Origin of the sequence: Amycolatopsis sp. 195334CR, assembly GCF_017309385.1 — a bacterium.
Lineage (GTDB): Bacteria > Actinomycetota > Actinomycetes > Mycobacteriales > Pseudonocardiaceae > Amycolatopsis.
On record NZ_JAFJMJ010000002.1, the window covers coordinates 1,383,682 to 1,410,595 of the forward strand.

Sequence of the window (26,914 nt, forward strand, 5' to 3'; positions counted from 1 at the left end):
GTGCTCAGCGGTTCAGCGCCGAGCGGATGGCGTCCCTGGCGCGGTCCACGATCGCGACCGGGGGACCGAGCAGCAGGTTCGCCGTGGACCCCTCCACCCCGGGGTGCGGGTGGGTGGGCGCGATCGACTCGGCGGTTTTCGCGGTGGACGCCATCGCCCGCCGCCGTTCCGCGCTGAGCTTCTTGCGCAGCAACGGGAACTCGTCGCGCTCCTCGTGCTCGGCGTGGGCCAGCACGTCCTCGCGCAACTGCTCCAGCAGGGTGTCGAAGCCGTCCCTGCCCGGGCCCAGTTTGTCCAAAGTGGACAGTAGTTCCTTCGCGCGGTGCTCCTCGCCGAGGCGGGCCTCGGCCAGCTTCTTCCCGCCGGTGAGGTCGCGCACGGCGGGGTGCACCACCAGTTCCTCCGCGGTCTCGTGCACCGCGAGCAGGCGCACCAGCTCGCGGAACCGGTCGCGGCGGTGCTCCCCGGTGGTCTTCGCCACCTCGGCGAACAACGCCCTGATCTCGGTGTGCTGGCGCTGCAGGTAGTCGACGATGTCTTCGTGGTTGTCCGGAGTTCGGTCCATGGCCCCGGTTTACCCAGCCGGTTCCCGGTCAAGCGCAGTTACCTCAACCGGACCGCGAAGTGCGCCCCTTCGGCGGTAAGCCGGGTCAGCCGGTCCGCGAGCGCCGGTACTCCCCGGGCGGCACGCCGTAGGCGGCGCTGAACAGGCGGGTGAAGTGCGCGGCGTCGGTGAAACCCCGGCTTCGCGCGATGGCGTGCACGGGCCGGGTGCGCAGATGCGGCGTGACGAGGTCGTGGCGGCAGCGTTCGAGGCGCAGCCGCCGGATCCAGGCCGCCGGGGTGGTGTGGTCGGCGGCGAACAGCCGTTGCAGCCTGCGCAGGGACAGGTGGTGCGCGTCGGCCACGACCCGGGGTGAGAGGGACGGGTCCCCGAGGCGTTCCTCGATGAACCGGTCGATCCGCGCGCGCAGCGCCCGATGCGGGGTTTCCGGCGGGTTCGCCGTGTCGAGCGGCAGGGCCAGGGTGGCGGCGATCAGGTCGACGGTGATCGAAGCGAGGGCCGGCGCGTCGGCGCGGCTGAACTCCGGCGCGCGGTGGCTGAGGTCGAGCAGCCAGCGCGAGAGAACCCCGCCGAGGCCGCGTTGCCCGTCCAGCGGCCGCGCGAGCTCTTTCGCGGGCAGCGGCAGTACCGAACGCGGCACTTGGGCGACCACACCCGACGGCCCGGCCGGGCACCACCGGTCGGCCTGGGTCAGCACCGCGTCCCCGTCGAGGAACACGGTGAGCCGCACCGCCTCCGGACCGGTCTGGCGCACCGGTGAGCGCGTCGTCGCCGAGATCTGCACGTCCCCCAGGTCCAGCACCCGGATCCACCCCTGGTCCTCCGTGAGCTCAGCGTGCATTCCACCCTCCCCGAAGCCGACCCGGTGAGGTTAGCCGCGGCGACATGGGGGATTTCTTGTCTCTTCATGGGGTACGCGGTCCGATGGTGTGCCGGGGCGGGGAGAACACCGCGGTGACACAAGGGATTTCGCCGTGGCGGGCCAACGGGATGGGCGGGCGCTCGGCCAGGTGTGCCGCGGCGGCGGCCAGCCAGCGCACCTCGAACCGCGCGCCGACGCAGGCGCCGGGGCCGGTCGCGAAGGGCAGGAAGGCTTCGGGTCGCCGGGGGATGCGGGCCCACCGGCCGGGGTCGAACAGGTCCGCGTCCGGCCAGTACCGGGGATGCCGCTGCAGGGCGTAGGCGGGCACGACGATCTCGTCGCCGCTCAGCACCGCGAGGCCGCCGATGCGGTGGTCGTGCCGCACGGGCCGCCGGTGCTGCCAGGCGGGCGGCCACAACCGCAGCGTTTCCAGCGCGACGTGCTCGGGCGGCAGATCCCGGACCGGCTCCTTCGACCGCGTGGCGGCCACCAGGTCGCCGGGTCGCTGGGCGCAGATCAGCCAGGCGAGCGCGGCGGCGGAAGCGCCGGCGAATGCGGTCACGGCCCGAAGGTACACCTCGCCGCGGATCGCGGGATCCAGTTCGGGGAACCCGGGCACAGCGCCGTCGGCCACCGCCCGGCCCGCCCGCGCGGTGAGGCGCTGGAAGGTGTCGAGGTCCGGGAACCGGCGGGCGCCGGTCATTATGTCGTGGAACACGTGGTCCAGGAATTCGCCGACCGTGGCCCGCAGGTCGCTGTGGTTTTCGAGGCCCAGCGGCCGCCGGTGGGCTCCGGCCACCGCGTGCAGGCAGGCGCGGTGCAGGTCCCCGCGGGCGGCCGCGACCGTTTCGACCGCGTCCGCGGCCGCCCGTCCGGGATCCTCGTCGGCCAGGCATGTGTGCACCCACCGGTTCAGCGCCACGCACTCCGGTGGTGGCAGCCGGACGTTGCCGGGCCGCCAGAACGCGGGTACGTGGTCCAGCCGGCGGCCGGTGTCGGCCAGGACCCGCCTGGCCGCCTCGGCGTCACACACGACGACGCTGCCGGCGAGCGTGCGGAAAACGGGTGTGCGCACGCAGCGTTCGTGCAGTTTGCGCATACCCCGCCAGCTCGTCCGGCGGATCGGGCCGAAGGACACCGGTCAGTAGTAGCTGTAGCCGAACGGCGCCCACGCCAGGCGCCGGATGCCGCGTTCCATTCCCAGCCGCCGCATGACCGGCCGTACCAGACGCTTCATGTGCTCTTCCCTTCATTCGTCGGTGTGTGTTTCGACCTTCGCAGGCGGTGGCGCGGTGGCCATTGATCTTCCGTGCCACCTTCTTGGCGATTCGCGCCGACGGCTCCTCGGAACACGGCGGACCGGCGGTGGTGGCGACGAGCCCGCAGACCGCGGCGGTGGTGATCGCGATGGTCAGGTCGCCGTGCCGGAGGGCGAGGCCGCGGGGTGGTCGCGGCGGACGGTGGGGTGGCCGACAGCCGCCCCGCCAGGACTCGAACCTGGAACCTCCGCGTTCGTAGCGCGGCGCTCTCTCCCATTGAGCTACGGGGCGAAAAAAGGTGCGCGGAACAGAGAGTCCGTCACGCTAGGAATGGCGGTGCGACGAGCCGCGCTTCCGCATGGTCGTCATGTCCGCTCCTTCGTTTGGTGTGCAACCATGTTCGCCCGGCGAGAAGATCCTCGTCAATCGGATTTCCGGCCGGCACCAGGTCTACTGTGGACATCTCGACGAGGGGACGAAGGGTGAAGGAACTCGGGCGGCACGCCCTCGTGGTGCTGGCCGTGGCGCTCTGGTGGCTGGGCTCGGACTGGCTCGCCGGGATCTCCGCCGACGCGCGGCTGGCCTGCCGGGCGGACCAGCTGACGGCGTTCTCCGGCGCGGGCCTCGTCCTGTGGCGCTTCGGGTCGGCGCTGCTGTTCCTGCTCGCCGCCGCCCTGTTCCTGCTCCTGCTGAAGCGCGGCCGCCGCCTCGTCGCCGCCGGGGTGTGCGTGGTGCTGGCCGGGCTGATCACCTGGGGCCAGGTGGCCACCACCCACACGGTGATGCGGTACTCCGTCGAGCACGGCGTGCTGAACGGACTCCCGCAGGACGCGCAGGGGCAGTTCTACGACCCCTGCGACGGAACGGGTCCGGCCGCGAGCGCGGCCGGACCCGGTGGTGCTATCGCTGGTACGGCCCGGGAGAATGCGGCGTGAGCGCTTTCGCCGAGGAAGAGCCCGGCTTCTCCGTGGCCGGACACGACAAGCCCTTCTGCGGCACCGTCAAGTCGAGCAGGTACGCGTCCACCGCGTCGTTGACGCACGGGCTCGGCCCGTCGCCGCCGTAGGCGGTGTGGCCCCAGCCCTCATACGTGATCAGGTGCGAGCCGCTCTGTTTCGCGGCGGTCTTGTTCCACTCGTACACCGTGGCCGGGTCGTGCACGTTGCCGACCATGACCAGCGGCGGCGCGCCCTTGATCTTCAGCGGCTTCTGCGGGTTCGTCGTCTTCAGCGGATCGCCGGCGCAGGTGAGCGCGTGGTCGACGTACGGACTCCACTCCATGTTCGGGAACTTCGCGGACAGCTTCGTCCGCAGCTTCTCGTACTCGGCGAAGTCCTTCACCGGGAAACGCCAGTCGCTGCACCAGATCGGCGGGTACGGGTTGTTGACCGCGGCGGCCTCTTCCAGCGACACCGCCGACATCGCGCCCGCGCCGTCCTTGAACGCCTTGAGTTCGGTGGCCAGGTTGCCCCACATCGCCGGCCGCGTCACCGCGAAAGCCCGCTGCGACAACGCGTAGAAGTCGACCGGGTCGCCCGTCGAAGGATGGGTGAGCGTGCCCGCCTTGGCCCGTTCCTTCAGTTCACCGTAGACCTTCGCGGTGCCCTGCCCGTGCAGCGCGCAGGTTTCGGTGGTGTCGCACCACTTCGCGAACTCCTCGAAACCCACCTCCACCGGTTCGGTCTCGGTCCGCATGAACTCCCACGCCGTCCGCAGGCTGTGGTCCATGTTGCCGTCGTTGACCATCGCCCGGATCCGCTCGGGGAACAGCTCCGCGTACTGCTGCCCCATCAGCGACCCGTACGAGTAGCCGACGTAGTTGAGCTTCTCCTCCCCGAGCGCGACGCGGATGGCGTCCATGTCACGGGCGGTGTGGAGGTTGTCGACGTGGTCGACCAGCTCACCGGAGTGCTCGCGGCAACTGGCGATCAGCTGCTCGTTGAGTGAGACCAGGTTGTCGAAGTCCGTCTGGCTCGCCGGTCGCCGTGCGCCGATCGCTTGCTGCGAAAGGGTTTCGTCGCAGAGCAGCTGCTGGCTGGTGTTGATGCCGCGCGGGTCGAAGCCCACGACGTCGAAGCGCGCGGTCACCGCGTCGGTGAACGGGTCGCGGTGGGACACCATGCTCACGCCACTGCCACCGGGCCCACCCGGGTCGACCAGGATCGAGCCGATCCGGTTCGCCGGGTCCTTGGCCGGGCGCTTCGCGAGGCCGATCTTGGTCTTCGGACCGTCCGGTCGCGACCAGTCGAGCGGCACCTCGATGGTGGCGCACACGGCACCCTCGCCGGTCGGGCACGGCTGCCAGTCGACCGCCGCGTTCGCGGTGGCGGGCACGGCGACGGCGCCGGCAACGAGCAGCACGCCGGTCACCCCGCCCAGGAAAAATCTCCGGAAAACACGCACGCGGTTGGTTCCTTTCCGTCGGCTCTGTGCTTCAAGTTACCGACGGAAGTGATCACGCGGAGTTCATCTTTTGCCGCCGGTACGTCACGCACCGCACCGCTGGGCCGTCACCGGTTGTTCATCCCGGCTTGGCTCGCCGCCGGAGCCGGGCTGGTGATTGACTGACCGCACCGTCAGCCCGTCCAGGAGGTTTCATGTCCCGGCTTTCCCGTGTCCTCGCCGCGTCGCTGCTCGCCTCGGTCACCGCCGTGCTCGCGGTACCGGTCACCGCTTCGGCGGCCGGGTCGGCGCCCGCAGTGATCGCGCACCGCGGCTCCTCGGGCGTGGTGCCCGAGAACACGCTGGCCGCGGTCCGGCAGGCACTGCGCCACCGGGCGGACGTGGTCGAGAACGACATCCAGCGCACCAAGGACGGCGAGCTGGTGATCGTGCACGACACCACGCTGGCCAGGACCACCGACGTCGAAGCGGTGTTCCCCGATCGCGCGCCGTGGAAGGTCGGGGACTTCACCCTGGCCGAGATCAAGCAGCTCGACGCCGGTTCGTGGTTCGCGCCGGAGTTCGCCGGCGAGCGGGTGCCCACCCTGCGCGAGTGGGGCGAGGCCATCGGCGGCCGGGCGAAGATGCTGCTCGAACCGAAGGCGCCCGAGCTCTACCCGGGCATCGAGGTGGACCTGGACCGGGAACTCCGCACGGTCCCGGTGTTCCGCGCCGCGCTGCGCGGGGAGCGGATCGTGGTCCAGTCCTTCAACCACCCGTGGCTGCGCGGGTACCAGGAGCTGGCGCCGGAGGTACCGGTCGGGCTGCTCTTCGGGACGAAGCCGACGGCCGCCGACATCGAGCAGGCCGCGGCCTGGGCCGAGCAGGTGAACCCGGCGCTCGGCGTGACCGACGAGGCGACCGTCGACCTGGTGCACGGTCAGGGCATGGAGATCCACGTGTGGACGGTGAACGACGGCCAGGGCATGCGCACCGCGCGCAACTGGGGCGTCGACGGCATCATCACGAACTACCCCCAGGTTCTGCGAGACCTGCTGCGCGGCTGAGCGGGATCACCGTGCGGTACTTGCCGCCGGCCGCCTGCACGGGCGGTTCGGCGGCCCGCTCCACGGTGAGGTGGCCGAGCTGGTGGCCGGTGAGGAGCTCGTCCAGTTCACTGTGGACATCGCGCCAGACGCGCTCGGCGTCGGCACCCTCGGCCAGCCGCATCCGCACCCGCAGGGTCGCCGGCTCGGTCTGCTCGACCTGGAACAGCTCCACCCCGGGAGTGCGGTCGAACAGCGTGCCGAACGCCAGCGGGGAGATGCTGACCTGCTCGCCGTGCTCGGCGGGGAAGGTGAGCACGTCACCGGCGCGGCCCTCCACCCGCACGGCGGGCAGGGGACTGCCGCAGGGGCAGGGATCGGGGCGGAGCAGGACGCGGTCGCCGAGGTCGTAGCGCAGGAACGGCTGGACGCGGTTGGCCAGGTTGCTGATCAGCACGGTGTGCGACAGCTCGCCGGGCGGGGTGGGCCGGTAGTCGGCGTCCACTGGTTCCAGCGTCGCCCAGTCGGTGTTCACGTGGTACCAGCCGTCTGCGCAGCTGTGGCTGAGGTAGGTGCATTCGGTGCAGGAGTACAGGGTGCGCACCCGGGCGCCGAAGGCGGTGGCCAGGCGGCCGGTGTCGGCGGGCGTCATGGTTTCCCCGGCCGCCTCGATCAGGATCGGCTTGATGTGCAGCCGTCCGGCCTCCTGCTCGGCGGCGAGCAGTTGGATCGCGCTGGCGTAACCGACGATGACGGCGGGGTTGTACCGGTTGAGCTGGGCGACCAGTTCCGGCATCGGGGTGTGCACCGAGAAAGCCCGCACGATCTTGCCCTGCCACCGGCTTTCGCTGGTGACCTGGACGTAGCTGGCGTACCCGACGTAGTGGCCGCCGGTGGCGACCAGCTGGGCGAGCTTCCCGCCGCGGGCGGCGACCCGGAGCAGGCCGCCCGCGCCGAGCCAGCCCGCCATCACCGGCCCGGTCAGCGCGGAGGCGATGTGCTGGTAGCGGCGGTCCTGCACGAACAGGCCGCGGCGCCCGGTGGTGCCGGAGGTGGTGGCGACCAGGTAGCGGCCGAGGAACCGGGTGCCGATCAGGGCCGGGTCGTCGACGAAGGCACGCACCTTGCCGAGGGTGATCTCCCGGTCGGTGGCCCAGTCGTCGAAGTGCTCCATCAGCGTCTTCTTGTCGGTGACCGGCAGGAGCGCGGGATCGTCGACCCGCTCGGGCAGCTCCCGGTACAGCTCGCGGTAGTACGGGGATTCGGCGCGGGCGAAGGCGACCATCTCGGCCAGCCGCTCGCGTTGCCGCCGCGCGATCCCGGCCGCGCCCTCCTTGCGCGCGCGGCGGGCGTCCCCGCCGACCCAGGACAGGTTCTCACTCATGGTGTTCCTTTCCGCGCGGGCGGCTGGTAACCGATCTGCCGGAGAATGGCGAGGAAGTAGGCCTCGATCTCGTCCGCGCCGGTGTTGTCGGGATAGGCGGCGAGGTGCTGGAGCGCGGCGCCGCTGAGCATTTCCTGGAGCACCTTCGTGTCGGCCGCCTGGGGGAGCCGCCCGTCCGCGCGGGCCTTGTCCAGTGCGGTGCGCACGGCCTCGCTCCGGTGTCTGCCGTGCACCTCGTGGTAGGTGCGCAGCAGGTCGGGCAGTTCGTCCACGGTGCCGTAGAGGCGCCGGATCAGCAGCCGCGCCCGGGGTTGGCTGAGGTAGGCCGCCCAGTCGGTGAGCATCGCTTCGACGTCCGGCAGGTGCAGCGATTCCGCCGCCACGTCGCGGTATTCCCATTCGATCGCCCGGACCAGCAGGGCGGTCAGGTCCGGGAACCGCCGGTACACCGTGCGGCGCGTGACCCCGGCGCGTTGCGCGACCTGCTCGATGTTGGTCGCGCGCATGCCCTGGTCGACGAGCAGGTCCACCGCCGCGCTGAGGATGGCCTCGTCGGCCTCCCGGCTGCGTGGCCTGCCCGGCGCCCGCTTGCCGTCGTCCGGCTGCTGTTCCATGAAATAAGGATACGGCACTGTGCTGTATCCAAACAACCCGGGCGCGTGGCCGTGGTTCGCCATCGATAGACAGGGCCTACCGCTGGACCGCCGGACAAGTCTTGGACGCCCGCCGCCCGGCCGACCTAGGGTCGGTGGCAGAGCCCCGACCAGGAAAGTTTCCACAATGGACGTTTCGAAGATCGAGTTCGGCATCGACAGCTTCGGGGACCTGCCCCGGGACGACCGGGGCGCGGTGGTCTCGCACGCGCAGGCGATCCGCGCCGCGGTGGCCGAGGCCGTGCTCGCCGATCAGGTCGGCGTCGACGTGGTCGCGCTGGGGGAGCACCACCGGCCGGAGTACGCGATCTCCAGTCCGGAGACGGTGCTGGCCGGCATCGCGACCGCGACGAAGCGCATCCGGCTCGCCTCCGGGGTGACGGTGCTGTCCTCCGACGACCCGGTGCGCGTCTTCCAGCGGTTCGCCACCGTGGACGCGCTTTCCGGCGGCCGGGCCGAGGTGATCCTCGGACGTGGTTCGTTCACCGAGTCATTCCCGCTGTTCGGGTACGACCTGACCGACTACGAGGTGCTGTTCGAGGAGAAGATCGACCTGTTCCACCGGCTGCTCGACGAGAAGCCGGTCACCTGGGAGGGCACCACCCGGGCCGCGCTGCACGAGGCGGACGTGTACCCGAAGACCGATTCGGGACGGCTCACCACCTGGGTGGGCGTCGGCGGGTCACCGCAGTCCGTGCTCCGCACCGCCCGCTACGGGTTCGGGCTCATGCTCGCCATCATCGGCGGCGCCCCCGGCCGGTTCGCGCCCTACGTCGATCTCTACCACCGGGCGACGCGGGAACTCGGCACCACCGCACAGCCGGTCGGGATGCATTCGCCGGGATTCGTGGCGGCCACCGACGAAGAGGCGAAGGAACTGTTCTACCCCGGGTACCGGGAGATCCGCGACCGGATCGGGGCACTGCGCGGGTGGGCGCCGATTCGCCGCGAGGAGTTCGAGGCCGAGGTGGCCCACGGATCGCTGTACGTCGGTTCGGCCGAGACGGTCGCCACCAGGATCGCCGACGCGATCCGGGCGCTGGGCGTGGCCCGGTTCGACCTGATCTACTCCGCCGCGGGCACCGTTTCCGCCGCCGCCCGCCTGCGTTCGGTCGAGTTGTACGGCACCCAGGTCATTCCCCGGGTTCGCGAACTCCTGGCCGAACAGCCCGCCGTCCCCGCGGAAGCCCGATGACCACCATCGGGATCCTGGGCGCGGGGAAGCTCGGTACCGTTCTGGCGCGCCTGGCGGTGGCCGCGGGTTACCGCGTCCTGATCGCCGGCTCCGGTGACCCCGCGAAGATCGCGCTGACCACCGAGGTGCTCACCCCGGGCGCGACCGCCGCGTGGCCCGCCAAGGCCGCGGAGGCCGCCGACGTGGTGATCCTCGCCCTGCCGCTCGGCCAGCACCGCGACCTCCCGATCCCGGCGCTGGCCGGGAAACTGGTCGTCGACGCGATGAACCACTGGTGGGAGATCGACGGCCCCCGCGACTCGGTCGTGCCGCCCGAGACCTCCTCGAGCGAGGCCGTGCAACGGTTCCTGACCGGCGCGCGGGTGGTGAAAGCCTTCAACCACATGGGTTATCACGACCTCGAGGACGGGGCACGCCCAGCCGGTCACCCCGGGCGCAAGGCGATCGCGCTCGCCGGTGACTCGGCCGAGGACGTCACCGCCGTGGCCGAGCTGATCGACGCACTGGGGTTCGACCCGCTCGCCATCGGCGACCTCGCGGCGGGCGCCCGGCTCGAACCCGGGAACCCGGCCTTCGGCGCCAACCTCGACGCCGAGCGGCTCCGTCACGCGGTCCGGCAGGCCGCGATGTGATCGCGGTACCAGTGGTAGCTGGCCCTCGGAGTGCGGCGCTGGGTCGGGTAGTCGACGTGCACCAGCCCGAACCGGTGCTTGTACCCGTGCGCCCACTCGAAGTTGTCCAGCAGCGACCAGCAGAAGTACCCGCGCAGGTCGACCCCCGCCGCCATGGCCGCCCGCGCCGCCTCGATGTGCTCGCGCAGGTACGCGATGCGCTGCTCGTCGGCGAACACGCCCCGCTCGTCGACGATGTCCGGGTACACGCAACCGTTCTCGGTGACGTACACCGGCGGGAGCCCCGGGTAGCGGTGGTGCAGGCCGACCAGGGCTTCGGTCAGGCCGTCGGGCTCGACCGGCCAGCCCATGCCGGTCCGCGGCACGTCCGGCAGGCGGGTGGTGTCCACCCCGATGTCGGCCGCCGTGCGCCGGGCCGGGTCCGGCTCGCGGTGTGGCGCGTCGGCGACGTGGAGCCGGTAGTAGTAGTTGACCCCGAGGTAGTCGAGCGGCTGGCCGATCGTCTCCAGATCACCGTCGTGGCGGAAGGAGAAGTCGGAGACGCCGTCGAACATCGTGGTGAGCCCGGGGGCGTACCGGCCGCCGAACAACGGGTCGGTGAACTGGCGGCGCAGCAACGTGTCCTGCCGCTCGGCCGCGGCGATGTCCGCGTCCGAGCGGGTCACCGGCAGCGCGGGTGACTGGTTGAGCACGACCCCGAACCGCTGCCCGGACGTCGCCCGCGCCCGCATCGCCCGCACCGCCAGGCCGTGGCCGAGCAGCAGGTGGTGAGCGGCGGCGAGCGCGCCGTGCCCCTCCCGCGCGCCCGGCGCGTGCCGCCCTTCGGCGTAACCTGCGATCGCGCACGGGTACGGCTCGTTCAGCGTCGTCCAGTGGTCGACGACGTCACCGAGTTCCTCGTGCACCAGCACCGCGTACTCGGCGAAGCGCTCGGCGGTGTCGCGCGACCGCCAGCCGCCCTCGTCCTCCAGCGCCTGCGGCAGGTCCCAGTGGTAGAGCGTCAGGAACGGCTCGATTCCCTTGTCCCGCAACCCTTCCACGAGCCGCCGGTAGAAGTCGAGGCCGCGGCGTTCGGGGCGGCCGCGGCCGGACGGCTGCACGCGGGGCCACGACACCGAGAACCGGTAGGCGTCCACGCCGAGCCCGGTCAGCAGGGCGAGGTCCTCCGGCAGGCGGTGGTAGTGCTCCGCCGCCGGTTCGCCGGTGTCACCACCGGCCACCGCGCCGGGCAGCGTGGCGAAGGTGTCCCAGATGGACGGTCCGCGGCCGTCCGCGGTGGTGGCGCCCTCGATCTGGAACGCCGAGGTGGCCACGCCCCAGCGGAAGCCGGGCGGGAAACTGGAAGTCACGATGAGCTCCGGGAGGGTCAGCCCTTGAGCGCGCCCTGCATGATGCCGCCGACGATCTGGCGGCCGAACAGCAGGAACACGAGGAGGACGGGGACGGTGCCGATGGTCGCGGCGGTGAGCACGAGGGTGTAGTCGGTGGTGTAGCCACTGGCCAGTGTGGACAGTGCTGTTTGCACGGTCGGGTTCTCCGGCACCAGCACCACCAGTGGCCAGAAGAAGTCGTTCCACGCCTGCATGAAGGTGAACAGCCCGAGCACCGCGGCGGCCGGGCGGGCGGTGGGCAGCGCGACGTGCCAGAACAACCGCAACGTCCCGCAGCCGTCCATCCGCCCCGCCTCCAGCAGTTCCAGCGGCAGCGCGCGCTCGAAGTACTGGCGCATGAAGAACACGCCGAACGCGGTGACCAGGCCGGGCACGATCACCGCCTGCAGTTCCCCGGCCCAGCCGAAGTCGGCCATCATCATGTACAGCGGCACCACGCCCAGTTCGGTCGGGATCGCCTGGGTGGCGATCACCACCAGCAGCAGCGCGGTGCGTCCGCGGAAGCGCAGTTTGGCGAAGGCGAACCCGGCCAGCGTCGAGAACAGCACCACCGAGACGGTGATGGTGCCCGCGACGATCAGCGAGTTCCCCAGTGCCAGCGCGAAATCCGTCTCGTCGAAGACCCGGGCGATGTTCGCGAACAGGTGGCCGCCGGGCACCAGCACCGGCGGCACGCTGCCCACCGCCTCCGGCGTCTGCGACGAGACGACCAGCGACCAGTACACCGGGAACGCCGAACCGGCCAGGATCGCGATCAGCGCGGCGTAGGTCCACGGGCTCGCGATCCGCCGGGCGAGCCGCCGGGCCCGGCCCGGCGGGCGGGCGCGGTCGCCCACCGGCGGGGCCGGGGTCAGCACGGAAGTCATGTCCGCTCCTCATTCCGTTTGGATGCGGCGGGTGACCAGGTACGACACGCCCGCCACCAGCATCGTGGCCACCGCCAGCACCAGCGCGATCGCCGAGCTGTAGCCGAAGTCGTACTTGGTGAAGCCCTGCTCGTAGAGGTAGAGCGCGGCGGTCTGGAACTGCCGGTCGGAGCCGCCGGTGGCGGCCGCGGTGCCGGGGTTGAACAGCAGCGGCTCGGCGAGCAGCCGCATGTTCCCGGTGGTCGCGATCACCGTGGAGAAGATGATCTGCGGCCGCAGCAGCGGCACGGTGATCCGCCAGAACTGCTGCCAACTCCGCGCGCCGTCGAGCGTGGCGGCCTCGTACATGCTCGACGGGATCGCCTGCATCGAGGCGAGGAAGATCAGCGCGTGGTACCCGGTCCAGCGCCACACCACCATCGCCGCGATGGCGGTGTGCGAGCTGGCGGTGCCTGCCTGCCAGTCGATCTGGCCGGCGCCGAACCAGCTCAGCACCCAGTTCACCAGCCCGAAGTCCCGGCCGAACAACTGCGCGAAGATGATCGTCACCGCCGCCACCGAGGTGATGTTCGGCAGGATCATCCCCATCCGGAACAGCGTCCGCCCACGCAGCCTGCGGTTGAGCAGGTGCGCGACGCCGAGCGCGAACAGGATCTGCGGGATCGTGGTCAGCAGCCACAGGCTGACCGTGTTCCCCATCGCGTTCCAGAAGTACGGGTCGTGGAACAGCAGCTGGTCGTAGTTGGCGAACCCGACGAACTCCGCGCCCTCGGCGTCGAGCAGGTTGCGGTCCTGCAGCGACACCCAGCCGGTGTAGAGCAGCGGGAACAAGCCGAAGACGCCGAAGATCAGGAAGTACGGGCTGACGAAGCCGAACGGCGAGAGCTTGACGTCCCAGTGGTGACGCCGGTCGGCCCAGGTGCGGCGTTCCGCCATCAGCTCTGGAGCTTCGCGACGTCACCGACCAGCTGCTGCCACGCCGCCGCGCCGTCCTGCTTGCCCTGCTCGACGCGCTGCATCGCGTTGCCGAACTCGGTCTGCACGTCACCGGCCTTCGGGCCCTGGTACTGCGGCCGCAGCTGCTTGGCCGCGTCGGTGAACAGCTTGCCCACGGGGGCGTTGTTGAAGAACGGGTTGGTGTAGCTCGCGATCTTCGGGTCCTCGTAGAGCGACGGCGTCGAGGGCAGCAGGCCCTCGCTGGTGAACACCTTCGCCTGCTGCTCGGGCGCGGTCAGCCAGGCGGCGAGCTCGGCGGCTTCCTTGGTGTGCTTGCCCTGCTTGGGCACGGTCAGGTACGAGCCGCCCCAGTTGCCGCCCCCGCCGGGCACGGCCGCGACGTCCCACTTGCCCGCGGTGTCCGGGGCCTTGTCCTTGATCTTGGTCATCATCCAGGCGGGGCAGGTGACGGTGGCGAACTGGCTCTGGGCGAACCCGGTGTCCCAGGTCGGCGTGCTGTAGAGCAGCCCGGCCGAGAGGTTCGCCTGCACCGCGCCGACGACCTGGTCCCAGCCCGCCCGCAGCGCCGGGTTGCTGTCCACGACCAGCTTGTCGCTCTGGTCGTAGTAGCCGGTCGGGGCCTGGCCGAAGATCGCGTTGAGCACGGTCGGGCCGCCGTCCATCCACTTGACCCCGTCCGGCGCGTTGGCCTGGAACTGCTTGCCCGCGTCGAAGAACGCCTGCCAGGTCGGCCAGAGCGCGGAGACGGCTTCGCGGTCGGCGGGCAGCCCGGCGGCTTCGAGCAGGTCGCGGCGGTAGCAGATGGCCAGGCCGCCGACGTCGGTGCCGTAGCCGATCTGCTGGCCGCCCTTGGCCAGTGATGCGGTCCACTTCCAGTCCAGCCAGCGGCTCTTGAGCTGGTCGCCGCCGACGGTGTTGAGGTCGACGAACTTGTCCGGGGTGGCCTTGAACTGCGCGATGTAGCCGGTGTCGACCGCCTCGATGTCCGCGGCACCGCCGCCGGTCGCCAGGTGCGCGGCGACGTTCTTGTGGTGGTCCGAGTACGACGCGGTCCGCTCGGTGATCTCGATGTTCGGATGCGCCGCCTGGTACTCCTTGAGCAGTTCGGTGTAGCCGAACTTGCCGAAGAGGCCGAGGCTGAGCTTGATCTTGCCGTCGCCGGCTTCGCCGCTGCCGCAGGCGCTCAACGCGGTGGCCGCGACCAGGGTGGCGCACAGTCCGGTGAGCAGGCGGGTACGGCGGTTCCTCGTTTTCGGGCGCATGAGATCTCCGTTGTTCTGCGGGGCGCACGGGAGCACCGCGGCCAGGACCGGCCGGGGCGGGAAACGCGGGTCCCATGAGAGCGCTCCCAGGGGGCGTTCGTCAAGTAACGAAGCGATAACGTATGCCGATGTTTTTCCAGGCCCGGATCATGTGCTAGAGATGTAACCGGTTACAGGACAGGAGGTCGCATGGTCACAGCCCGCGAAGTCGCCGAGCTCTGCGGGGTCTCCGTCGCCACGGTGTCCCGGGTGTTCAACCGCCCGGCCACGGTCAGCGCGCCGACCCGCGAGCGCGTCGAGCGCGTGGCCCGCGAGCTCGACTTCTCGCCGAACGAATCGGCGCGGGCGTTGTCGCGGCAGCGGTCGGCGATGATCGGGCTGGTCTGGGACACCGACCACCGGCGGCCGGGCTGGCGGCACCCGTTCCTCCAGGATTTGTTGCTGGGCCTCAAATCCGCCCTGAGTTCGCACGGTTACCACCTGCTCCTGCTGGCCACGAGCGATGATGCGCGCAGCCGTACGCCCGGGGTGTCGCTGGCTGATCCGATCGCCTACGTCGGCATGACGCGCCGTCACCACCTGGCGGGTCTGGTGCTGATCGACAGCGGGTCGGACGCCGAGGCGTTCGGCGCGTTCGCCCAGTCCGGGCTGCCGTGCGTTGCGCTCGATGTGGTCGTTTCAGGGGCGAAGGCGACGTACGTGACGTCGGACAACGCCGCGGGCGCGGCCGAGGCCGTCCGGCACCTGGCCGGGCTCGGGCACCGGCGGATCGCCACGCTCACCGGTCCGCCCGGCAACGCGCCGGCCGCCGCCCGCACCGAGGGCTACCGGCGGGGCCTGGCGGACGCGGGGCTCCCGTCGCGGGAGGAGTACGTGGTCACCGGCGACTTCTACCGGGAAAGCGGTTTCGCCGGGATGCAACGACTTCTAGCCCTCGGCGAGCCGCCGACGGCGGTTTTCGCCGCCAGCGACGAAATGGCGATCGGCGCTCTGCTGGCCGCACGCGCCGGGGGCCTGCGGGTCCCGGAGGACCTGGCCGTCGTCGGCTTCGATGACATCGAGGTCGCGGCGCTGGTGGACCCGGCGCTCACCACCGTCGCGCAGGACAAGGCCGCCTTCGGCACCGCGGCGGCGGGGGCGCTGCTGGGGATGATCGAGAACGCCGTCCCACCGGAACCGATCCTGCTCCCCACCCACCTGGTGGTCCGCGACTCCTGCGGCGCTTGAGCGTCAGCCGGGTTCCGGCACCGGTGGGAAGGCTTGCCGGTAGTCGCTGGGGGAGATGCCGATCTGCTTCAGGAAGTGGTGCCGGAGGTTGTTCGCCGTGCCGAGGCCGCTGAGTTTCGCGATCCGTTCGATCGGCAGGTCGGTGGTTTCCAGCAGGCTCTGCGCCCGGGCCAGCCGCTGGTTGAGCAGCCACTGCAACGGCGTCGTCCCGGTCGCCGCGTGCAGGCGGCGGTAGAAGGTCCGCGGGCTCACCGCCGCGCGCCGGGCCAGGTCGTCGATGGTCAGCGGCTGGTCGAGCCGGGCTCGCGCCCAGTCCAGCACCGGGGTCAGGCCCTGCCGGTCGGTGGCCGGGATGGACAGGTCGATGAACTGCGACTGACCACCGGGCCGGTGCGCCGGGACCACCATCCGCCGGGCCAGCTGGTTGGCCACGTGCGCGCCGAGATCCCGCCGGACCAGGTGCAGGCACAGGTCGAGCCCGGCGGTCATCCCGGCGCTGGTGAGCACGTCGCCGTCGTCGACGTAGAGCACCGAGTCGTCCACCTGAACCTTCGGATAGCGCTCGGCCAGCTGCGCGGTGTGCATCCAGTGCGCGGTGGCGCGCCGCCCGTCGAGCAGGCCCGCTTCGGCGAGCGCGAACGCGCCGACGCAGAGCGACACCATCCGCGCTCCCGCCTCGTGGGCCCGCCGCAGGGCGGTGACCAACTCGGGCGGAACCGGGGCGTTGTCGTCGATGACCTCGTCGGGCACCCAGGACACGATGACCGTGTCGGCGTCGGCGAGGTCGTCCAGCCCGCGCCCGCCGAGCAGCGCGAACCCGGGCGCGGTGCCCCGCGCGCGGGTCCCGGTGCCGCACAACCGCAGGTCGTACCAGGGATCGGCGAGGTCGGGATGGGGCATGCCGAACACGGTCGCGGGAATGCTCAGCTCGTACAGGTCCAGTACCCCGACCTCATCGGGCACGACCAGGGCGACGGAACCAGCGCTCATGCCGGTCAGCATATGGCAGGAATTTGGTGGTGCCGGTCAGCGCTGCCACTGGCCGGGTGGGCCGCCCGCGACGAACCTGGTCGTATGCACACCACGATCACGGTCATCGGACTCGGCAACCTCGGCCGGGCGCTGGCCCACACACTCCTGCGCGACGGCCACCCCACAACGGTGTGGAACCGTTCCCCACACAAGGCGGAAGCCCTTGTCGCACAAGGAGCAACGTCCACGACCACAGCGGCGGAGGCGATCGCCGCCGGCGACCTCGTGCTGATCGCCCTGCTCGACCCCACGGCGGCGCGCAAGGTGCTGACCGAGGCAGGCGACGCCGTTCGCGGGCGCACGCTGGTGAACCTCACCTCCGGCGGTCCGGACGACGCACGCGAACTGGCGACCTGGGCGGCTGAGCACGACGGCGAGTACCTGCACGGCGCCGTGTACGCCGTGCCCCAGACGATCGGCACGGCCGAGGCTTCGATCAACTACAGCGGTTCCGAAGCGGCCCATCACCGCTGGCAGTCTCAATTGGACCTTCTCGGCCGGAGCACCTTCCTCGGCACCGACGCCGGGCGGGCCTCGGGTTACGACGTCGCCATCCTCGCCGGGATGTACGGCACGATCGGCGGCTTCCTGCACGCCGCCGCGATGGCGCAAGCCGCCGGGATCAGCGCGGCCGACCTCACCCCGAAGTTGTTGTCCTGGTTGACGGACATGTTCCCGGCACTGTCCACATTCGCCAGGGAGATCGACGACAAGGAGTACTCGACGGAGGAGTCCAGCCTGGTGATGAACCAGTCCGGCCTGGCCACGATCATCGCGGCCAGCCAGGCGCAGGGCGTGCCCGCCACCACGCTGCTCCCGCTCAAGGACCTGATCGACCGGGAAGTCACCGCCGGCCACGGCGCGGCCAGCCTGGCCCGCGCCGTCGAGTCGCTCAAGGCCGCCGGATGACCAGCAGGGTCAAGGAATTCGGCGACCTGGAAGCCGAGTTCAACGCCTACGTCGGAGCGATCGTCTACGCCACCATGGTCACGGTCGACGCCAAGAACCGCCCACGCACGCGCGTGCTCATCCCCGTGTGGGAGAACGTCGACGGCGAGCCTCTCGGCTGGCTGGCGACCTACCACACGCCGGTCAAGGCCGCGCACCTCGCGGGCAATCCGCACACCAATTTCTCCTACTGGGCGCGGGGGAACAACTCCGTCGCCATCGACGCCACGGCCGAATGGGACAACGCGCTGCCCACCAAGGAACGCGTGTGGGAGCTCTACCGCAGGACAAGCCCACGCGGGGCCGGATACCCGCTCGGGAACTTCTGGAAAGCGCCCTCGGACCCGGAACTGCACGTGCTCCGCCTGAAACCGTGGCGGGTCCAGGTCATCCGGGGTGCCGATCTGCGCAGCCGGATCTGGCGCGCCGACGGCGGGTAGGCCCGCGACGACGTCAGTCCCAGCGGAAGAAGGTGGCGGAGACGGCTGCGCCGATCACCGCCGCCGCGGTGAGGCTCAAGGACGTCACCCTGGACCAGCTGACCCACGCGGTCCGCGTCCTGGCCGATGGCGGCACGCTCATCGCGCCGTCGATCACGAGCCGCTTGCTGCGCGCGATCCGCGCGAGCCCCGCACCGGCGGAAACCCCACCGGTGCGGGAACTCACCGGCCGCGAACTGGAAGTGGTGCGGCTGATGGCCGCCGGGTACAACAACCGCGAGATCGCCGGTGCCCTGTTCCTGGCCGAAGGCACGGTGAAGAACCACGTGTCGACGATCCTGCTCAAGCTGGGCGCGCGCGACCGCACCAACGCCGTGCTCCGCGCACTGCACGAAGGAATCCTGAGCTGACCCGTGCCGCGACCTGATCGAGGGCACCGGCCCGCCACGAGTCATCGCGGGCCGGTGCCCCTGGGCGCTCAGATCAGGTAGAGCCACCACTTCTGGCTGGCGGCGCTGCCGGAGTGCGGGCCGGTGCAGTCGTACCGGTATGCCTTGCCGGACAGCACGTACTGGAAGCCCGCGGTCCGGCACGCGGATTCCGTGGGGTATTTGGCGTACGGGGTTTGCGCGGACGCGGTGCCCGCACCGGCCAGCACCATGCCGAACGCGGCTGAAGCAACCGCTGCTGTGGTCAGAACTCGCTTCACCGAGGTTCCCTCCGGTCGACGTCGATGATCATCACCATCATGGCATCACCCCGCCGGTTCGAGGCGGATGCGCAGCGCGGTGTTCGTTTCGACGTCCTCCCGGTTGTAGTGGAGGGGGAACATCTTGTCCTCGGCCCAGGGCACGAAGAGGTTCTCGTAGAACGGGCTTTCCGGATCACCGGACTGGCCCGGGTTGTTCATCGCGAGCGCGTCGTCCCAGTTGCCGGGTTCGGCGATGTAGCGCCAGGAAGCGCCTTCGTCGCCGACGGTTTCGTTGACCGGGCCCTTTTCGCGCGGCTCGATGTCGATGGCGCGCCGGGTCTCCGGGTCGACCAGGTCCGAGAGCGGGTGGACGAGCTCCTGCTTGTTGTAGAACCCGTACCGCCACGCGGCCGGATCCGCGCCCTGGTCGGCGGTCAGCTTCCGGATCGCGGCCGCGAGACTCGACTCGATCGCCGCGTCCCGGACCGCGATCGCGTTGCCGCCGAACCACTTCCCGGGGTTCTCGATCATGTCCACCGTCGTGGTGCTGCTCGGCCGCCCGATCGCCGCCACCGCCGCGGGGTCGTCGACGGCGGCGTCCAGCAACGCCTGCCCGAGGAAGCCGTCGCCGGTGCCGGACGCGCCGTGCAGGTCGGTCCAGACGTCGAAGAGCGCTGCGGCGGCGGAGTCGAGCGACATCTCGTGGTCCCACTCGCGCAGCAGGGTGAGCGCCCGCCGCACGGCCGGGTCGGCGGAATCCACCGCCGAGAGGGCGGCGGTGATGCGCCGCCCGGGGATCGACACGTGGTCGGTCTGCAACGCGAGCATCGTCTCCGGCGTCGCCTGGTCCATCCCGGCGAGCACCTCACGGCTGCGCAGCGCCCGCCACGGGTTGGCGGCCTCGAAGCCGATCTTGCGGTGGACGTACTCCGGCAGCGGCCCGGTCTCGTGCTCGTCGAACAAGCGCGACTCGTTGTTGGTCTGGAGCCAGCCCCGGGCCGGATCGTGGCTGACCGGCAGCTGATCCATGCGGTAGAAACCGTTCCACTCGTACCGGCCGTCCCCGGGGACCGGCAGCAGCCCGTCCCAGTTCCGGCGGACCGGCGTGCGGCCGGCCGGTTTCCAGCCGATGTGCCCGGCGGCGTCGGCGTACTGGTGGTTTTCGCCGGGCGTGCCCCAGCGGTTCAGCGAATCGAGGAAGCCGGCCCAGTCGGTGTCGCGCATGTACTCGACGCTGCCGAAGTAGGCGCTCGTGCCCGGCCCGCTCCACACGGTGCGCACGCCGAAGGCCACCTGGAGCTCCGGGTCCTCGTAGATCACCGGCCCGTGCCGGGTGAACTTCATCTCGACGGTTTCCGTGCCACCACCGCGTACCGGAATTTCCTCGGACTGCACGGTCATCGGCTCCCAGCGGCCCTGGTAGCGGTACTCGTCCGGCTGCCCGGGACGGGTCCGGTAGACGTAGAGGTCCTCCTGGTCGATGTCGAACACCGTCAACCCGAACGCGATGTCCTGGTTGTGGCCCAGCGACAGCCCGGGCAGCCCCGGCTCACCGGCGCCGATCACGTCGATGCCGGGCGCGTTGAGGTGCGCGGCGTAGCGCAGCGACGGCACCGCCTGGACCCGGTGCGGGTCGCTCGCGATCAGCGGCCCGTCGACCGCCGTGCGCCCGGGCGAGACGGCGAACGAGTTCGAGCCCTCCTCATTTTCGGTGGCACGGCCGCCGGGCAGCGCGGCTTCCCGGCCGAGGCGCCGGTCGGCCGCGGGCTGGACAGCGCGCCCGTCGAGCGTGGTGTCGCCGAAGCCGCCGATCGCCGCCAGGTCCTGTGGCGCGAAGGTGACGCCGCGGGTGGCGAGGGTGTAGACGCCGAGCAGTTCGTCGCGATTTTCGGGCAGCAGCCCGAGATCGAGGCCTTGGGGGAGGCGCGTCTGCCAACCGGCGTCGAGCGGTTGCCGGATGTCTTCGTACTGCAGCCCGAAGTCGCGTGCCAGGTAGGCCCGGTCGACTTCGCTGGTCAGGTTTCCGACCAGCGCGTGGGTGCGCAGCCGGACGACGTCCTCCGCAGCCCACTCGTCGGGTTGGTAGCGCAGGAACTCGAACTCCCACGGCATCAGCTCGGCGTTCTGCCTGGCGAGTCCGATGTAGGCGTTGATCCCGGCGGTGTAGGACTCCGCGAGTTGCTTGGCGTCGTTGCCGTAGGCGCGCCACTCGGCGTCGATGTCACCGCGGTAGGAGAACATCCGGTTCGCGCGGTCCTGTTCGACGTACGCCGGACCGAGCACTTCGGACAGTTGCCCGAGTCCCTTGCGGCGCCACAGGTCTATCTGCCACAGGCGGTCCCGGGCGGCGTTGAACCCCTGCGCGAAGAAGACGTCGTGGTGCTCGCCCGCGTAGATGTGCGGGATCCCGTGGTCGTCGACCAGGATGTCGACCGGCTTTGCCAGCCCGTCGACGGTGTAGACCTGGTCCGCTGCCGGTGCCGCCAGACCGGTCGCCTGGCCGGTGACCAGCGACGCCACCAGCAGTCCGGTCAGTCCCAGCGCCCGCCACCCGCGTGCCGTCGGAGATCGCATGGGACCGTTGGTACCACAAACCACCCCCCCGGGTGGCGGTTGTGCACCCGCTCGGCCCGGTGGAACGATGTTCGCCTCGATGGCAGCGATGAAAGCCGACGCGGGGTGAACGCGACATGAGCCGGTTCGCGACGCTGATCCGCCCGGACGGGCCTGCCGCGGCGATCCTGATCCGCCTGGCGGTCGGCGCGGTGTTCCTTTCCGAAGGGATCCAGAAGTTCCTGTACCCCGGTGAGCTGGCCGAAGGCAGGTTCACCACGATCGGCATCCCCGCGCCGGGGTTCTTCGGCCCGTTCGCCGGTGTGGTCGAGACCGTCTGCGGTGCGCTGCTGCTGGCCGGGCTGCTGACGCGGGTGGCGGCGGTGCCGCTGGTGGTCGACATGGTGCTGGCGCTGGCGCTGACCAAGGTGCCGATCCTGTGGGGCGGATCGGCGGACAAGCCCAAGGCGGACGGTTTCTGGGCGATGGCCCACGAAGCACGCACCGACTGGGCGATGCTGCTGGGCCTGGTGTTCCTGCTGGCGGCCGGGCCGGGGCGGTGGTCGCTGGACGCGGTTTTGGCCCGCCGCGCCGGGCGGGCGGTTTCGGCGGAGCGCTGACCAGTCCGGTACCGACCTGTGCGCACCCTGTGAGCTGGTGTGCCAGAGCTGTGCGTCTCCCGGATTTCCTTGTGGCGGCCCGGAAAAGCTCGGGATGCTCCCCTTGTCGATACGTCATCGGGAGGGGAGAACAAAATGGGGAAAATCAGCAGGAGAGGCGTGGTCGCCGGGGCCGTGGGCGCGGCCGCGGTGTTGGGCGGTTTCCGGGAGGCGAGTGCGCGGCCGTTTCGCGCCGCCACCACCGAAGAAGCACCCCGCCCGAACATCCTGGTCATTCTCGGCGACGACCTCGGCTGGGCGGACCTGAGCTGCTATGGCGCACCGGAGATCCGCACCCCGCGGCTGGACGGTCTCGCGGACGGGGGAGTGCGGTTCACCGACGCCTATTCGGCGGCCGCGGTGTGCTCGCCGACGCGGTTCGCGCTGTACACGGGCCGTTATCCTGGCCGGTTGCCCGGCGGTCTGGAGGAACCGATCACCCTGCCGAACGAACTGCACGGGATTCCGCCCGAGCACCCGACTCTCGCCTCACTGCTCAAACAGGCCGGCTACACCACCGCCATGTTCGGCAAATGGCATTGCGGCTTCCTCCCGTGGTTCAGCCCGACCCGCTCGGGCTGGGACACCTTCTTCGGCAATTTCGGCGGCGCCCTCGACTACTACTCCAAAATGACCGCCCGCGGCCGTGACCTCTACGAGGGCGAGGTGCCGGTCGAATCACTGGACTACTACACAGACACCATCGCGGACCGTGCCGCCGAGTTCGTGCGTGGCGCGACCGGCGGACCCTGGCTGCTCAACGTCAACTTCACCGCACCGCACTGGCCCTGGGAGGCACCCGGTGACCAGGCCGTCAGCCGGGACATCACCCAGCGGCTCGCGTCGGGCGACCAGCAGGCGTTGGCGCACAACGACGGGGGCTTGCTCGGCACCTACCGCGAAATGGTCGAGGCGATGGACGCCGGTATCGGCCGGATCCTGGACGCACTGCGGGAAAGCGGCCAGGAGAACGACACCTGCGTCCTGTTCTCCAGCGACAACGGCGGCGAGCGCTGGTCGTACCAATGGCCGTTGACCGGGGCCAAGGGCGCCCTGCACGAAGGCGGGATCCGGGTGCCGAACATCCTGCGCTGGCCCGCCCGGATCCAGCCGCGGCAGGTGAGCGACGCGCCGGTGATCACCCAGGACTGGACCGCGACGCTCCTCGAAATTGCCGAAGCCCCACCGGCCGCCAGCCATCCACTGGACGGGCAGAGCCTCGTTCCCTACCTGCTCGGCGGCGCGGGCAAACCACAGCACGACCTGTTCTGGCGCACGAAATCCGCCAGGGCACTGCGCCGTGGCCAGTGGAAGTTCCTCCGCCAGGGCGCGGCACCCGACGGGCTGTACGACCTCAGCGCCGACCCCCGCGAGAACGCGAACCTGACCCGGCATCAGCCCGACCTCGCCGCCGAACTCAGCGCTCGCTGGGACGAGATCAACGCGGGGCTACTGCCCTACGCCTGACCACAGTGGACCCGCGTCGAGCAGGGCCAGGTCCGGCGGCACCAGCGTGGTGGACAGGATCAGTTCCCGGAGCAGGTTGTCGTTGAGGGTGTTGCCCACCGGTTCCCCGACCTCCTCCCGCAGCAGGCCGTGCACCCCGGCCGCGGACAGCCGCAGGCGCACGTCGGTGACGAGGTGCTCGACCCGCTTGGCGCTCCAGTTCGCGCCGGGCTGCAACTCGGCGAGCATCAGCGCGGCCTGCTGCCGCGAGATCGGCTGCGGATTGGCGTCGTGGAACAGGTAGCGCTGCCCCAGCACCACCAGCAGCAGCCGTTCGTCGGGGGAGAGCGGCCATTGCCGGGGCTGGTGGGTGATCGCGTCGGGCCGGACGGCGGGCTGGCCGCCGTCCTCACCCGCGACGTACAACTCCAGCAGGTGCTCGCGGTCGCGGGAACCGCGGATGAACATCGGCGTGTACCCGGTGGGCAGCGGCAGCGGATCCTCACCGGGGAACAGCCAGGTGGTCTTGGGCAGCCGGATGGGCAGCCTGCCGGTGTTGCTGACCCACCAGTGCGCATCGCGCCGGACCAGCAGGCCGTGCTGGCGGCTGACCCGCGGATCGGTCTCGCCCACGGGCAGGTCGACCTCGGTCCGGTTGCGGCCGAACCGGATGGTGCGCCCCTCCGCCGGCCCGGCGGTGATCCGGCCGGTGACGGTGAGCGCGACGACAGTGCTCGCGGCGGCCGGCGGCACACCGCGAGCCAGGCTCTCCTGGCTCATTCCTGCCTCCCGCGGTCCAGTCTGCCGGATCTCCCCGGGACCCCTCCCTTCACCGAGGCAACCGGGAAGCCGCCGCTTCCGCCAGGCCGATCGCGCGCGGGCAGTACTGGGCGTCCGGGCGCGGTCCCTCGACGGTGAGCAACAGCAGATCGATGGTCGGACCCGCGGGCCGGACGGCCGGTCGATGCACCACGTGCACGGTGCACGCGTCGGAGTCGGCGTCGATATGCGCCTCGTGACCGGGGAACGGGATCGCGTCGCCCTCGACGGGGGACGTGCTGGAGTGCTGGTCGTACCGCAGCAGGACGCTGACCTGGTCCGCCGTGCTGTACCACCGGCAGCGCCAGCCGCCGAAGCCCCGCGCCCCTGCCGCGGCGTCGATGGCGGGGTAGACGGCCAGCGCGCTGCCGTCGAGCAGCGAACAGGCGTCGAGGTGGGCCAGCGAACCGGTCGCCAGCGGCTCCGCGCGACGGGGGATCGGACCGCGGTCGAGCACCCCGCGCACCTGCTCCGCCGCCACCGTCGCGGTGGTGCAGAGCTGTTCCCGTGACTGCTCGCCCTTCGCCGCGACCTGGATGCCGAACCGCTCGTCCACCGGAACCTGCTGGGCGCATTCACCGTCCCCCGGCGGGCCTTCGTCCTCGTAGAGCTCGCCGACGACGGGATGCCGCTTGAGCCGGAGCAACTGCACCTCGATGTCGATCGCGGTCGCCGCGTCCGCGCCGGGCGGCCCGAGGATCACGTCGCAGCGGTTGAAGTTGCCCAGCGCGTTGTGCAACTGCGCCGGCACACCGAAGTGCGCGCTCAGCGCGTCCGGGTCGACCAGGGCGCACGGCGCGACGGTGTGCTCGTCGCCGACGAGGTCCCCGGCCGGTTCGGCCTCCCACAGCGTCGGCACCAGCGTGGCGGCGGAGATCGTCGCGACGAGCACGAGCGCCGCGAGCACCTGGACGGGACGGCGGCGCCACCACGGCGGGCGAACGAAAGCGGGCGGGCGGGTGATCCGGTCGGTCCCGGCGACGGCCTCGAGCCGCTGGCGCACCTGGTCGGCGGTCGGCCGCTGAAGTGGTTGCGCGGCCAGCATTTCCTCGAGCAGCGGCGCCAGCGGCCCCGCCCGGGAGGCACTGCCGACCTCACCCCGGCGGGCGCGGTCCAGCACCTCGCCCGGATCACCGGCGCCGAAGGGCGGGACGCCCTCCAGCGCGGTGAACAAGGTCGCGCCCAGTGAGAACACGTCCGAGGCCTCACCGGCCGGGTGCCCGCTCGCCACCTCCGGCGCGGCATAGGCGGGTGTACCGCTGAAATCGCCGTCGTGGGTCCAGGTCACCTCGCGCCAGACGGAGATGCCGAAGTCGGTCAGCTTGGCCACCCCGTCTTCGGTGACCAGCACGTTGCCCGGCTTCACATCGCGGTGCACGATCTTGCGCTGGTGCAACGCGGCCAGCGCGGCCGCGATCTGCGCGCCGACCGCGGCCACCCATTCCGGAGGCCGCGGTCCGCGCTCGGCCAGCACGCGGTCCAGGCTCTCCGCGGGCAGGTACTCCATCACCAGCCAGCAGCCGTCCGCCTCCACCGTGTCGAAGATCGAGATCGCGTTCGGGTGCTGTACCTGGGCCGCGGTCTCGGCCTCACGGCAGAACTGGATCCGGTCGGCCTCGCTGACCATGGCGTGCGGGCGCTTGAGCGCCACCGTGCGCTTGAGCTTGCGGTCGAAGGCCGTCCAGACCATCCCGCCGGCCCCACCGCCCTTGACGTCCTCGAGCTGGTAACGCCCGTCGATCACGTCTCCCGTGCGCACGGGAAGTAGTGTAGCCAGACCGCTGCGCTGCGTGAGCCGCTTTCACGCGGGCCGATGGGTCACGGTGAGCCCGTGGACGATCACCTCCCCGTAGTTGCCCGCGTCGCAGGGCGCGGACTTCGCGCAGTTGGCCTGGGTGTAGGCACCGGACTTGAAGTAGGCGCCGTCGAACGCGGCCGGGAGGGTGACCTTGTGCTCGCCGTTGTAGTAGGCCTTGATCTCGCCGCCGCTCACCTCGAACCTCGCCCGGAACCGGGTGCCGAGCACGTAGTTCTCGTCGATCAGCGCGAAGTTCGGGTCGTCCCCGTTGGTGACGTAGAGTTTCTGCCCTTCGAGCCGGAACACCGTGACGTCGTCCTTGCCGTCGTGGATCTGGCCGGCGACCACGTGCGGCTTGTCGTTGGGCAGGTGCGTGATGGCCTGGTCGATCTCCATCACGTGCGTCCCGGAGGTGGGGGACCAGCTGATCGGCTGCGTGCCCCCGCGGGTCATCTCGTGCAGTTCGGACCGGGGATAGCTGCTGTTGGGCGTGGTGACGCCGTTGACCGCGCTGCGGAACCGGACGCCGTCGCAGGCGTCGGTGGGCACGAACCACGGGTCGAGCCCGTAGTGCTTGAGCCGCGGCTGCCGGATCTCCAGCGGCTGGGCTTCGGGCTGGTGCGGGTCGTCGACCGGCAGGGTGATCTTCCAGTTCCGCAGGTCCAGCACCTGGGCGGGCCGGGAGCAGCCGAGGGCTTCCTCCGCGGTTGCCACCGGTGCCGGCACCAGCGTGGACGCACCGGCGAAAACACCGGCGAGCAGTCGGATCGTGCGCATTCTTCTCCCATCGGGACGGGCCCCCATTCGGCTCGGAGGCTAGGTGGCCGGGCCGGGGACCGGTCCCCCA

General features: G+C 70.9%; 26 protein-coding genes and 1 tRNA gene. 10 read left to right on the plus strand and 17 right to left on the minus strand.

The window, feature by feature from the left end; genetic code table 11:
• Positions 1 to 4: 4 nt before the first annotated feature.
• The 4 genes from JYK18_RS29500 to JYK18_RS29515 form a co-directional block, all read right to left on the minus strand.
• Positions 5 to 565 (minus strand): hemerythrin domain-containing protein, encoded by a 561-nt coding sequence (locus JYK18_RS29500; RefSeq protein WP_206806703.1) that lies wholly within the window; start codon positions 563 to 565, stop codon positions 5 to 7.
• An 85-nt stretch (positions 566 to 650) separates the two neighbouring features.
• Positions 651 to 1,406: a helix-turn-helix domain-containing protein gene (locus JYK18_RS29505; protein WP_206806704.1), complete on the minus strand. Its 756-nt coding sequence runs from the start codon at positions 1,404 to 1,406 to the stop codon at positions 651 to 653.
• 64 nt (positions 1,407 to 1,470) lie between these two features.
• Entirely contained in the window at positions 1,471 to 2,526 is a 1,056-nt protein-coding gene (locus JYK18_RS29510; protein ID WP_206806705.1) for a cytochrome P450, read from the minus strand.
• A gap of 377 nt (positions 2,527 to 2,903) precedes the next feature.
• Positions 2,904 to 2,977 (minus strand) — tRNA-Arg (locus JYK18_RS29515).
• A gap of 191 nt (positions 2,978 to 3,168) precedes the next feature.
• On the opposite strand from JYK18_RS29515, the gene JYK18_RS29520 reads away from it, so the two are divergent.
• Entirely contained in the window at positions 3,169 to 3,621 is a 453-nt protein-coding gene (locus tag JYK18_RS29520; protein ID WP_206806706.1) for a hypothetical protein, read from the plus strand.
• On the opposite strand, the gene JYK18_RS29525 is transcribed toward JYK18_RS29520, so the two are convergent.
• Complete coding sequence (locus tag JYK18_RS29525; protein WP_307796120.1) at positions 3,587 to 5,047, minus strand: alpha/beta hydrolase; 1,461 nt, start codon at positions 5,045 to 5,047, stop codon at positions 3,587 to 3,589. The genes JYK18_RS29520 and JYK18_RS29525 overlap by 35 nt on opposite strands.
• A gap of 236 nt (positions 5,048 to 5,283) precedes the next feature.
• On the opposite strand from JYK18_RS29525, the gene JYK18_RS29530 reads away from it, so the two are divergent.
• Complete coding sequence (locus tag JYK18_RS29530) at positions 5,284 to 6,135, plus strand: glycerophosphodiester phosphodiesterase family protein (protein ID WP_206806708.1); 852 nt, start codon at positions 5,284 to 5,286, stop codon at positions 6,133 to 6,135.
• Here JYK18_RS29530 and JYK18_RS29535 read toward each other — a convergent pair.
• Together JYK18_RS29535 and JYK18_RS29540 are read right to left on the minus strand one after the other, a co-directional pair.
• A complete protein-coding gene (locus JYK18_RS29535) occupies positions 6,092 to 7,498 on the minus strand; it encodes a phenylacetate--CoA ligase family protein (RefSeq protein WP_206806709.1) in 1,407 nt (468 codons plus the stop codon). The genes JYK18_RS29530 and JYK18_RS29535 overlap by 44 nt on opposite strands.
• Positions 7,495 to 8,112, minus strand: a complete 618-nt coding sequence (locus JYK18_RS29540) for a TetR/AcrR family transcriptional regulator (protein ID WP_206806710.1) — start codon at positions 8,110 to 8,112, stop codon at positions 7,495 to 7,497. Before JYK18_RS29540 ends, JYK18_RS29535 begins: the two co-directional genes overlap by 4 nt.
• A gap of 166 nt (positions 8,113 to 8,278) precedes the next feature.
• Between JYK18_RS29540 and JYK18_RS29545 the strand changes: the two genes are divergently transcribed.
• Together JYK18_RS29545 and JYK18_RS29550 are read left to right on the plus strand one after the other, a co-directional pair.
• Positions 8,279 to 9,346: an LLM class flavin-dependent oxidoreductase gene (locus JYK18_RS29545; RefSeq protein ID WP_206806711.1), complete on the plus strand. Its 1,068-nt coding sequence runs from the start codon at positions 8,279 to 8,281 to the stop codon at positions 9,344 to 9,346.
• The gene (locus JYK18_RS29550; RefSeq protein ID WP_206806712.1) at positions 9,343 to 9,978 is read left to right on the plus strand and encodes an NADPH-dependent F420 reductase; all 636 of its coding nucleotides are present in this window, start codon (positions 9,343 to 9,345) and stop codon (positions 9,976 to 9,978) included. Before JYK18_RS29545 ends, JYK18_RS29550 begins: the two co-directional genes overlap by 4 nt.
• Here the strand turns inward: JYK18_RS29550 and JYK18_RS29555 are convergent.
• Genes JYK18_RS29555 through JYK18_RS29570 form a run of 4 tightly spaced genes read right to left on the minus strand, consistent with a single transcriptional unit; the run spans position 9,951 to position 14,454 of the window.
• On the minus strand, positions 9,951 to 11,327 hold the full coding sequence (locus JYK18_RS29555) for a GH1 family beta-glucosidase (protein WP_206806713.1): 1,377 nt from the start codon (positions 11,325 to 11,327) through the stop codon (positions 9,951 to 9,953). The genes JYK18_RS29550 and JYK18_RS29555 overlap by 28 nt on opposite strands.
• A 17-nt stretch (positions 11,328 to 11,344) precedes the next feature.
• Positions 11,345 to 12,235 (minus strand): carbohydrate ABC transporter permease, encoded by an 891-nt coding sequence (locus tag JYK18_RS29560; RefSeq protein ID WP_206806714.1) that lies wholly within the window; start codon positions 12,233 to 12,235, stop codon positions 11,345 to 11,347.
• A gap of 9 nt (positions 12,236 to 12,244) precedes the next feature.
• Complete coding sequence (locus JYK18_RS29565; protein WP_206806715.1) at positions 12,245 to 13,171, minus strand: carbohydrate ABC transporter permease; 927 nt, start codon at positions 13,169 to 13,171, stop codon at positions 12,245 to 12,247.
• Positions 13,171 to 14,454, minus strand: coding sequence for an extracellular solute-binding protein (locus JYK18_RS29570; RefSeq protein ID WP_206806716.1), 1,284 nt, complete (start codon positions 14,452 to 14,454; stop codon positions 13,171 to 13,173). Before JYK18_RS29570 ends, JYK18_RS29565 begins: the two co-directional genes overlap by 1 nt.
• A 189-nt stretch (positions 14,455 to 14,643) precedes the next feature.
• Here JYK18_RS29570 and JYK18_RS29575 point away from each other — a divergent pair, with 189 nt between their 5' ends.
• Positions 14,644 to 15,681, plus strand: a complete 1,038-nt coding sequence (locus tag JYK18_RS29575) for a LacI family DNA-binding transcriptional regulator (RefSeq protein ID WP_206806717.1) — start codon at positions 14,644 to 14,646, stop codon at positions 15,679 to 15,681.
• A 3-nt stretch (positions 15,682 to 15,684) separates the two neighbouring features.
• Here JYK18_RS29575 and JYK18_RS29580 read toward each other — a convergent pair whose 3' ends face one another.
• Positions 15,685 to 16,671 carry a GlxA family transcriptional regulator gene (locus JYK18_RS29580; protein ID WP_242582209.1) on the minus strand — a complete coding sequence of 329 codons (987 nt, stop codon included), beginning with the start codon at positions 16,669 to 16,671 and terminating at the stop codon, positions 15,685 to 15,687.
• 84 nt (positions 16,672 to 16,755) lie between these two features.
• Between JYK18_RS29580 and JYK18_RS29585 the strand changes: the two genes are divergently transcribed.
• The 3 genes from JYK18_RS29585 to JYK18_RS47655 are packed head-to-tail and all read left to right on the plus strand — an operon-like array spanning position 16,756 to position 18,511.
• Positions 16,756 to 17,622 (plus strand): NAD(P)-dependent oxidoreductase, encoded by an 867-nt coding sequence (locus JYK18_RS29585; RefSeq protein ID WP_206806719.1) that lies wholly within the window; start codon positions 16,756 to 16,758, stop codon positions 17,620 to 17,622.
• Positions 17,619 to 18,101, plus strand: coding sequence for a pyridoxamine 5'-phosphate oxidase family protein (locus JYK18_RS29590; protein ID WP_206806720.1), 483 nt, complete (start codon positions 17,619 to 17,621; stop codon positions 18,099 to 18,101). The genes JYK18_RS29585 and JYK18_RS29590 overlap by 4 nt, the downstream gene beginning before the upstream one ends.
• A gap of 32 nt (positions 18,102 to 18,133) precedes the next feature.
• On the plus strand, positions 18,134 to 18,511 hold the full coding sequence (locus JYK18_RS47655; RefSeq protein WP_206808343.1) for a response regulator transcription factor: 378 nt from the start codon (positions 18,134 to 18,136) through the stop codon (positions 18,509 to 18,511).
• A gap of 68 nt (positions 18,512 to 18,579) precedes the next feature.
• Here the strand turns inward: JYK18_RS47655 and JYK18_RS29600 are convergent, their stop codons facing one another.
• Together JYK18_RS29600 and JYK18_RS29605 are read right to left on the minus strand one after the other, a co-directional pair.
• On the minus strand, positions 18,580 to 18,810 hold the full coding sequence (locus JYK18_RS29600) for a hypothetical protein (RefSeq protein WP_206806721.1): 231 nt from the start codon (positions 18,808 to 18,810) through the stop codon (positions 18,580 to 18,582).
• Positions 18,811 to 18,855: 45 nt separating this feature from the next.
• The gene (locus JYK18_RS29605; RefSeq protein WP_206806722.1) at positions 18,856 to 21,366 is read right to left on the minus strand and encodes a penicillin acylase family protein; all 2,511 of its coding nucleotides are present in this window, start codon (positions 21,364 to 21,366) and stop codon (positions 18,856 to 18,858) included.
• Positions 21,367 to 21,482: 116 nt separating this feature from the next.
• Here JYK18_RS29605 and JYK18_RS29610 point away from each other — a divergent pair, with 116 nt between their 5' ends.
• Both JYK18_RS29610 and JYK18_RS29615 read left to right on the plus strand, forming a co-directional pair.
• Positions 21,483 to 21,965 (plus strand): DoxX family protein, encoded by a 483-nt coding sequence (locus JYK18_RS29610; RefSeq protein WP_206806723.1) that lies wholly within the window; start codon positions 21,483 to 21,485, stop codon positions 21,963 to 21,965.
• 135 nt (positions 21,966 to 22,100) lie between these two features.
• Complete coding sequence (locus JYK18_RS29615) at positions 22,101 to 23,471, plus strand: sulfatase (RefSeq protein WP_206806724.1); 1,371 nt, start codon at positions 22,101 to 22,103, stop codon at positions 23,469 to 23,471.
• On the opposite strand, the gene JYK18_RS29620 is transcribed toward JYK18_RS29615, so the two are convergent.
• Genes JYK18_RS29620 through JYK18_RS29630 form a run of 3 tightly spaced genes read right to left on the minus strand, consistent with a single transcriptional unit; the run spans position 23,454 to position 26,844 of the window.
• On the minus strand, positions 23,454 to 24,230 hold the full coding sequence (locus tag JYK18_RS29620) for an FHA domain-containing protein (protein WP_206806725.1): 777 nt from the start codon (positions 24,228 to 24,230) through the stop codon (positions 23,454 to 23,456). The genes JYK18_RS29615 and JYK18_RS29620 overlap by 18 nt on opposite strands.
• 49 nt (positions 24,231 to 24,279) lie before the next feature.
• Positions 24,280 to 26,028, minus strand: a complete 1,749-nt coding sequence (locus tag JYK18_RS29625) for a serine/threonine-protein kinase (RefSeq protein ID WP_206806726.1) — start codon at positions 26,026 to 26,028, stop codon at positions 24,280 to 24,282.
• A gap of 42 nt (positions 26,029 to 26,070) precedes the next feature.
• Entirely contained in the window at positions 26,071 to 26,844 is a 774-nt protein-coding gene (locus JYK18_RS29630; protein ID WP_242582211.1) for a polysaccharide lyase family 7 protein, read from the minus strand.
• Between the last annotated feature and the right edge of the window lie 70 nt (positions 26,845 to 26,914).

What these genes read in the sequence shown, in the direction of transcription:
- JYK18_RS29615 (WP_206806724.1), top strand. Translation starts at nt 22,101, where the DNA reads ATGGGGAAAATCAGCAGGAGAGGCGTGGTCGCCGGGGCCGTGGGCGCG.
- JYK18_RS29570 (WP_206806716.1), bottom strand. Translation starts at nt 14,454, where the DNA reads ATGCGCCCGAAAACGAGGAACCGCCGTACCCGCCTGCTCACCGGACTG.
- JYK18_RS29530 (WP_206806708.1), top strand. Translation starts at nt 5,284, where the DNA reads ATGTCCCGGCTTTCCCGTGTCCTCGCCGCGTCGCTGCTCGCCTCGGTC.
- JYK18_RS29540 (WP_206806710.1), bottom strand. Translation starts at nt 8,112, where the DNA reads ATGGAACAGCAGCCGGACGACGGCAAGCGGGCGCCGGGCAGGCCACGC.
- JYK18_RS29565 (WP_206806715.1), bottom strand. Translation starts at nt 13,171, where the DNA reads ATGGCGGAACGCCGCACCTGGGCCGACCGGCGTCACCACTGGGACGTC.
- JYK18_RS29620 (WP_206806725.1), bottom strand. Translation starts at nt 24,230, where the DNA reads ATGAGCCAGGAGAGCCTGGCTCGCGGTGTGCCGCCGGCCGCCGCGAGC.
- JYK18_RS29585 (WP_206806719.1), top strand. Translation starts at nt 16,756, where the DNA reads ATGCACACCACGATCACGGTCATCGGACTCGGCAACCTCGGCCGGGCG.
- JYK18_RS29550 (WP_206806712.1), top strand. Translation starts at nt 9,343, where the DNA reads ATGACCACCATCGGGATCCTGGGCGCGGGGAAGCTCGGTACCGTTCTG.
- JYK18_RS29580 (WP_242582209.1), bottom strand. Translation starts at nt 16,671, where the DNA reads ATGAGCGCTGGTTCCGTCGCCCTGGTCGTGCCCGATGAGGTCGGGGTA.
- JYK18_RS29575 (WP_206806717.1), top strand. Translation starts at nt 14,644, where the DNA reads ATGGTCACAGCCCGCGAAGTCGCCGAGCTCTGCGGGGTCTCCGTCGCC.
- JYK18_RS29510 (WP_206806705.1), bottom strand. Translation starts at nt 2,526, where the DNA reads ATGCGCAAACTGCACGAACGCTGCGTGCGCACACCCGTTTTCCGCACG.
- JYK18_RS29545 (WP_206806711.1), top strand. Translation starts at nt 8,279, where the DNA reads ATGGACGTTTCGAAGATCGAGTTCGGCATCGACAGCTTCGGGGACCTG.
- JYK18_RS29560 (WP_206806714.1), bottom strand. Translation starts at nt 12,235, where the DNA reads ATGACTTCCGTGCTGACCCCGGCCCCGCCGGTGGGCGACCGCGCCCGC.
- JYK18_RS29610 (WP_206806723.1), top strand. Translation starts at nt 21,483, where the DNA reads ATGAGCCGGTTCGCGACGCTGATCCGCCCGGACGGGCCTGCCGCGGCG.
- JYK18_RS29630 (WP_242582211.1), bottom strand. Translation starts at nt 26,844, where the DNA reads ATGCGCACGATCCGACTGCTCGCCGGTGTTTTCGCCGGTGCGTCCACG.
- JYK18_RS29500 (WP_206806703.1), bottom strand. Translation starts at nt 565, where the DNA reads ATGGACCGAACTCCGGACAACCACGAAGACATCGTCGACTACCTGCAG.
- JYK18_RS29535 (WP_206806709.1), bottom strand. Translation starts at nt 7,498, where the DNA reads ATGAGTGAGAACCTGTCCTGGGTCGGCGGGGACGCCCGCCGCGCGCGC.
- JYK18_RS29590 (WP_206806720.1), top strand. Translation starts at nt 17,619, where the DNA reads ATGACCAGCAGGGTCAAGGAATTCGGCGACCTGGAAGCCGAGTTCAAC.
- JYK18_RS29505 (WP_206806704.1), bottom strand. Translation starts at nt 1,406, where the DNA reads ATGCACGCTGAGCTCACGGAGGACCAGGGGTGGATCCGGGTGCTGGAC.
- JYK18_RS29605 (WP_206806722.1), bottom strand. Translation starts at nt 21,366, where the DNA reads ATGCGATCTCCGACGGCACGCGGGTGGCGGGCGCTGGGACTGACCGGA.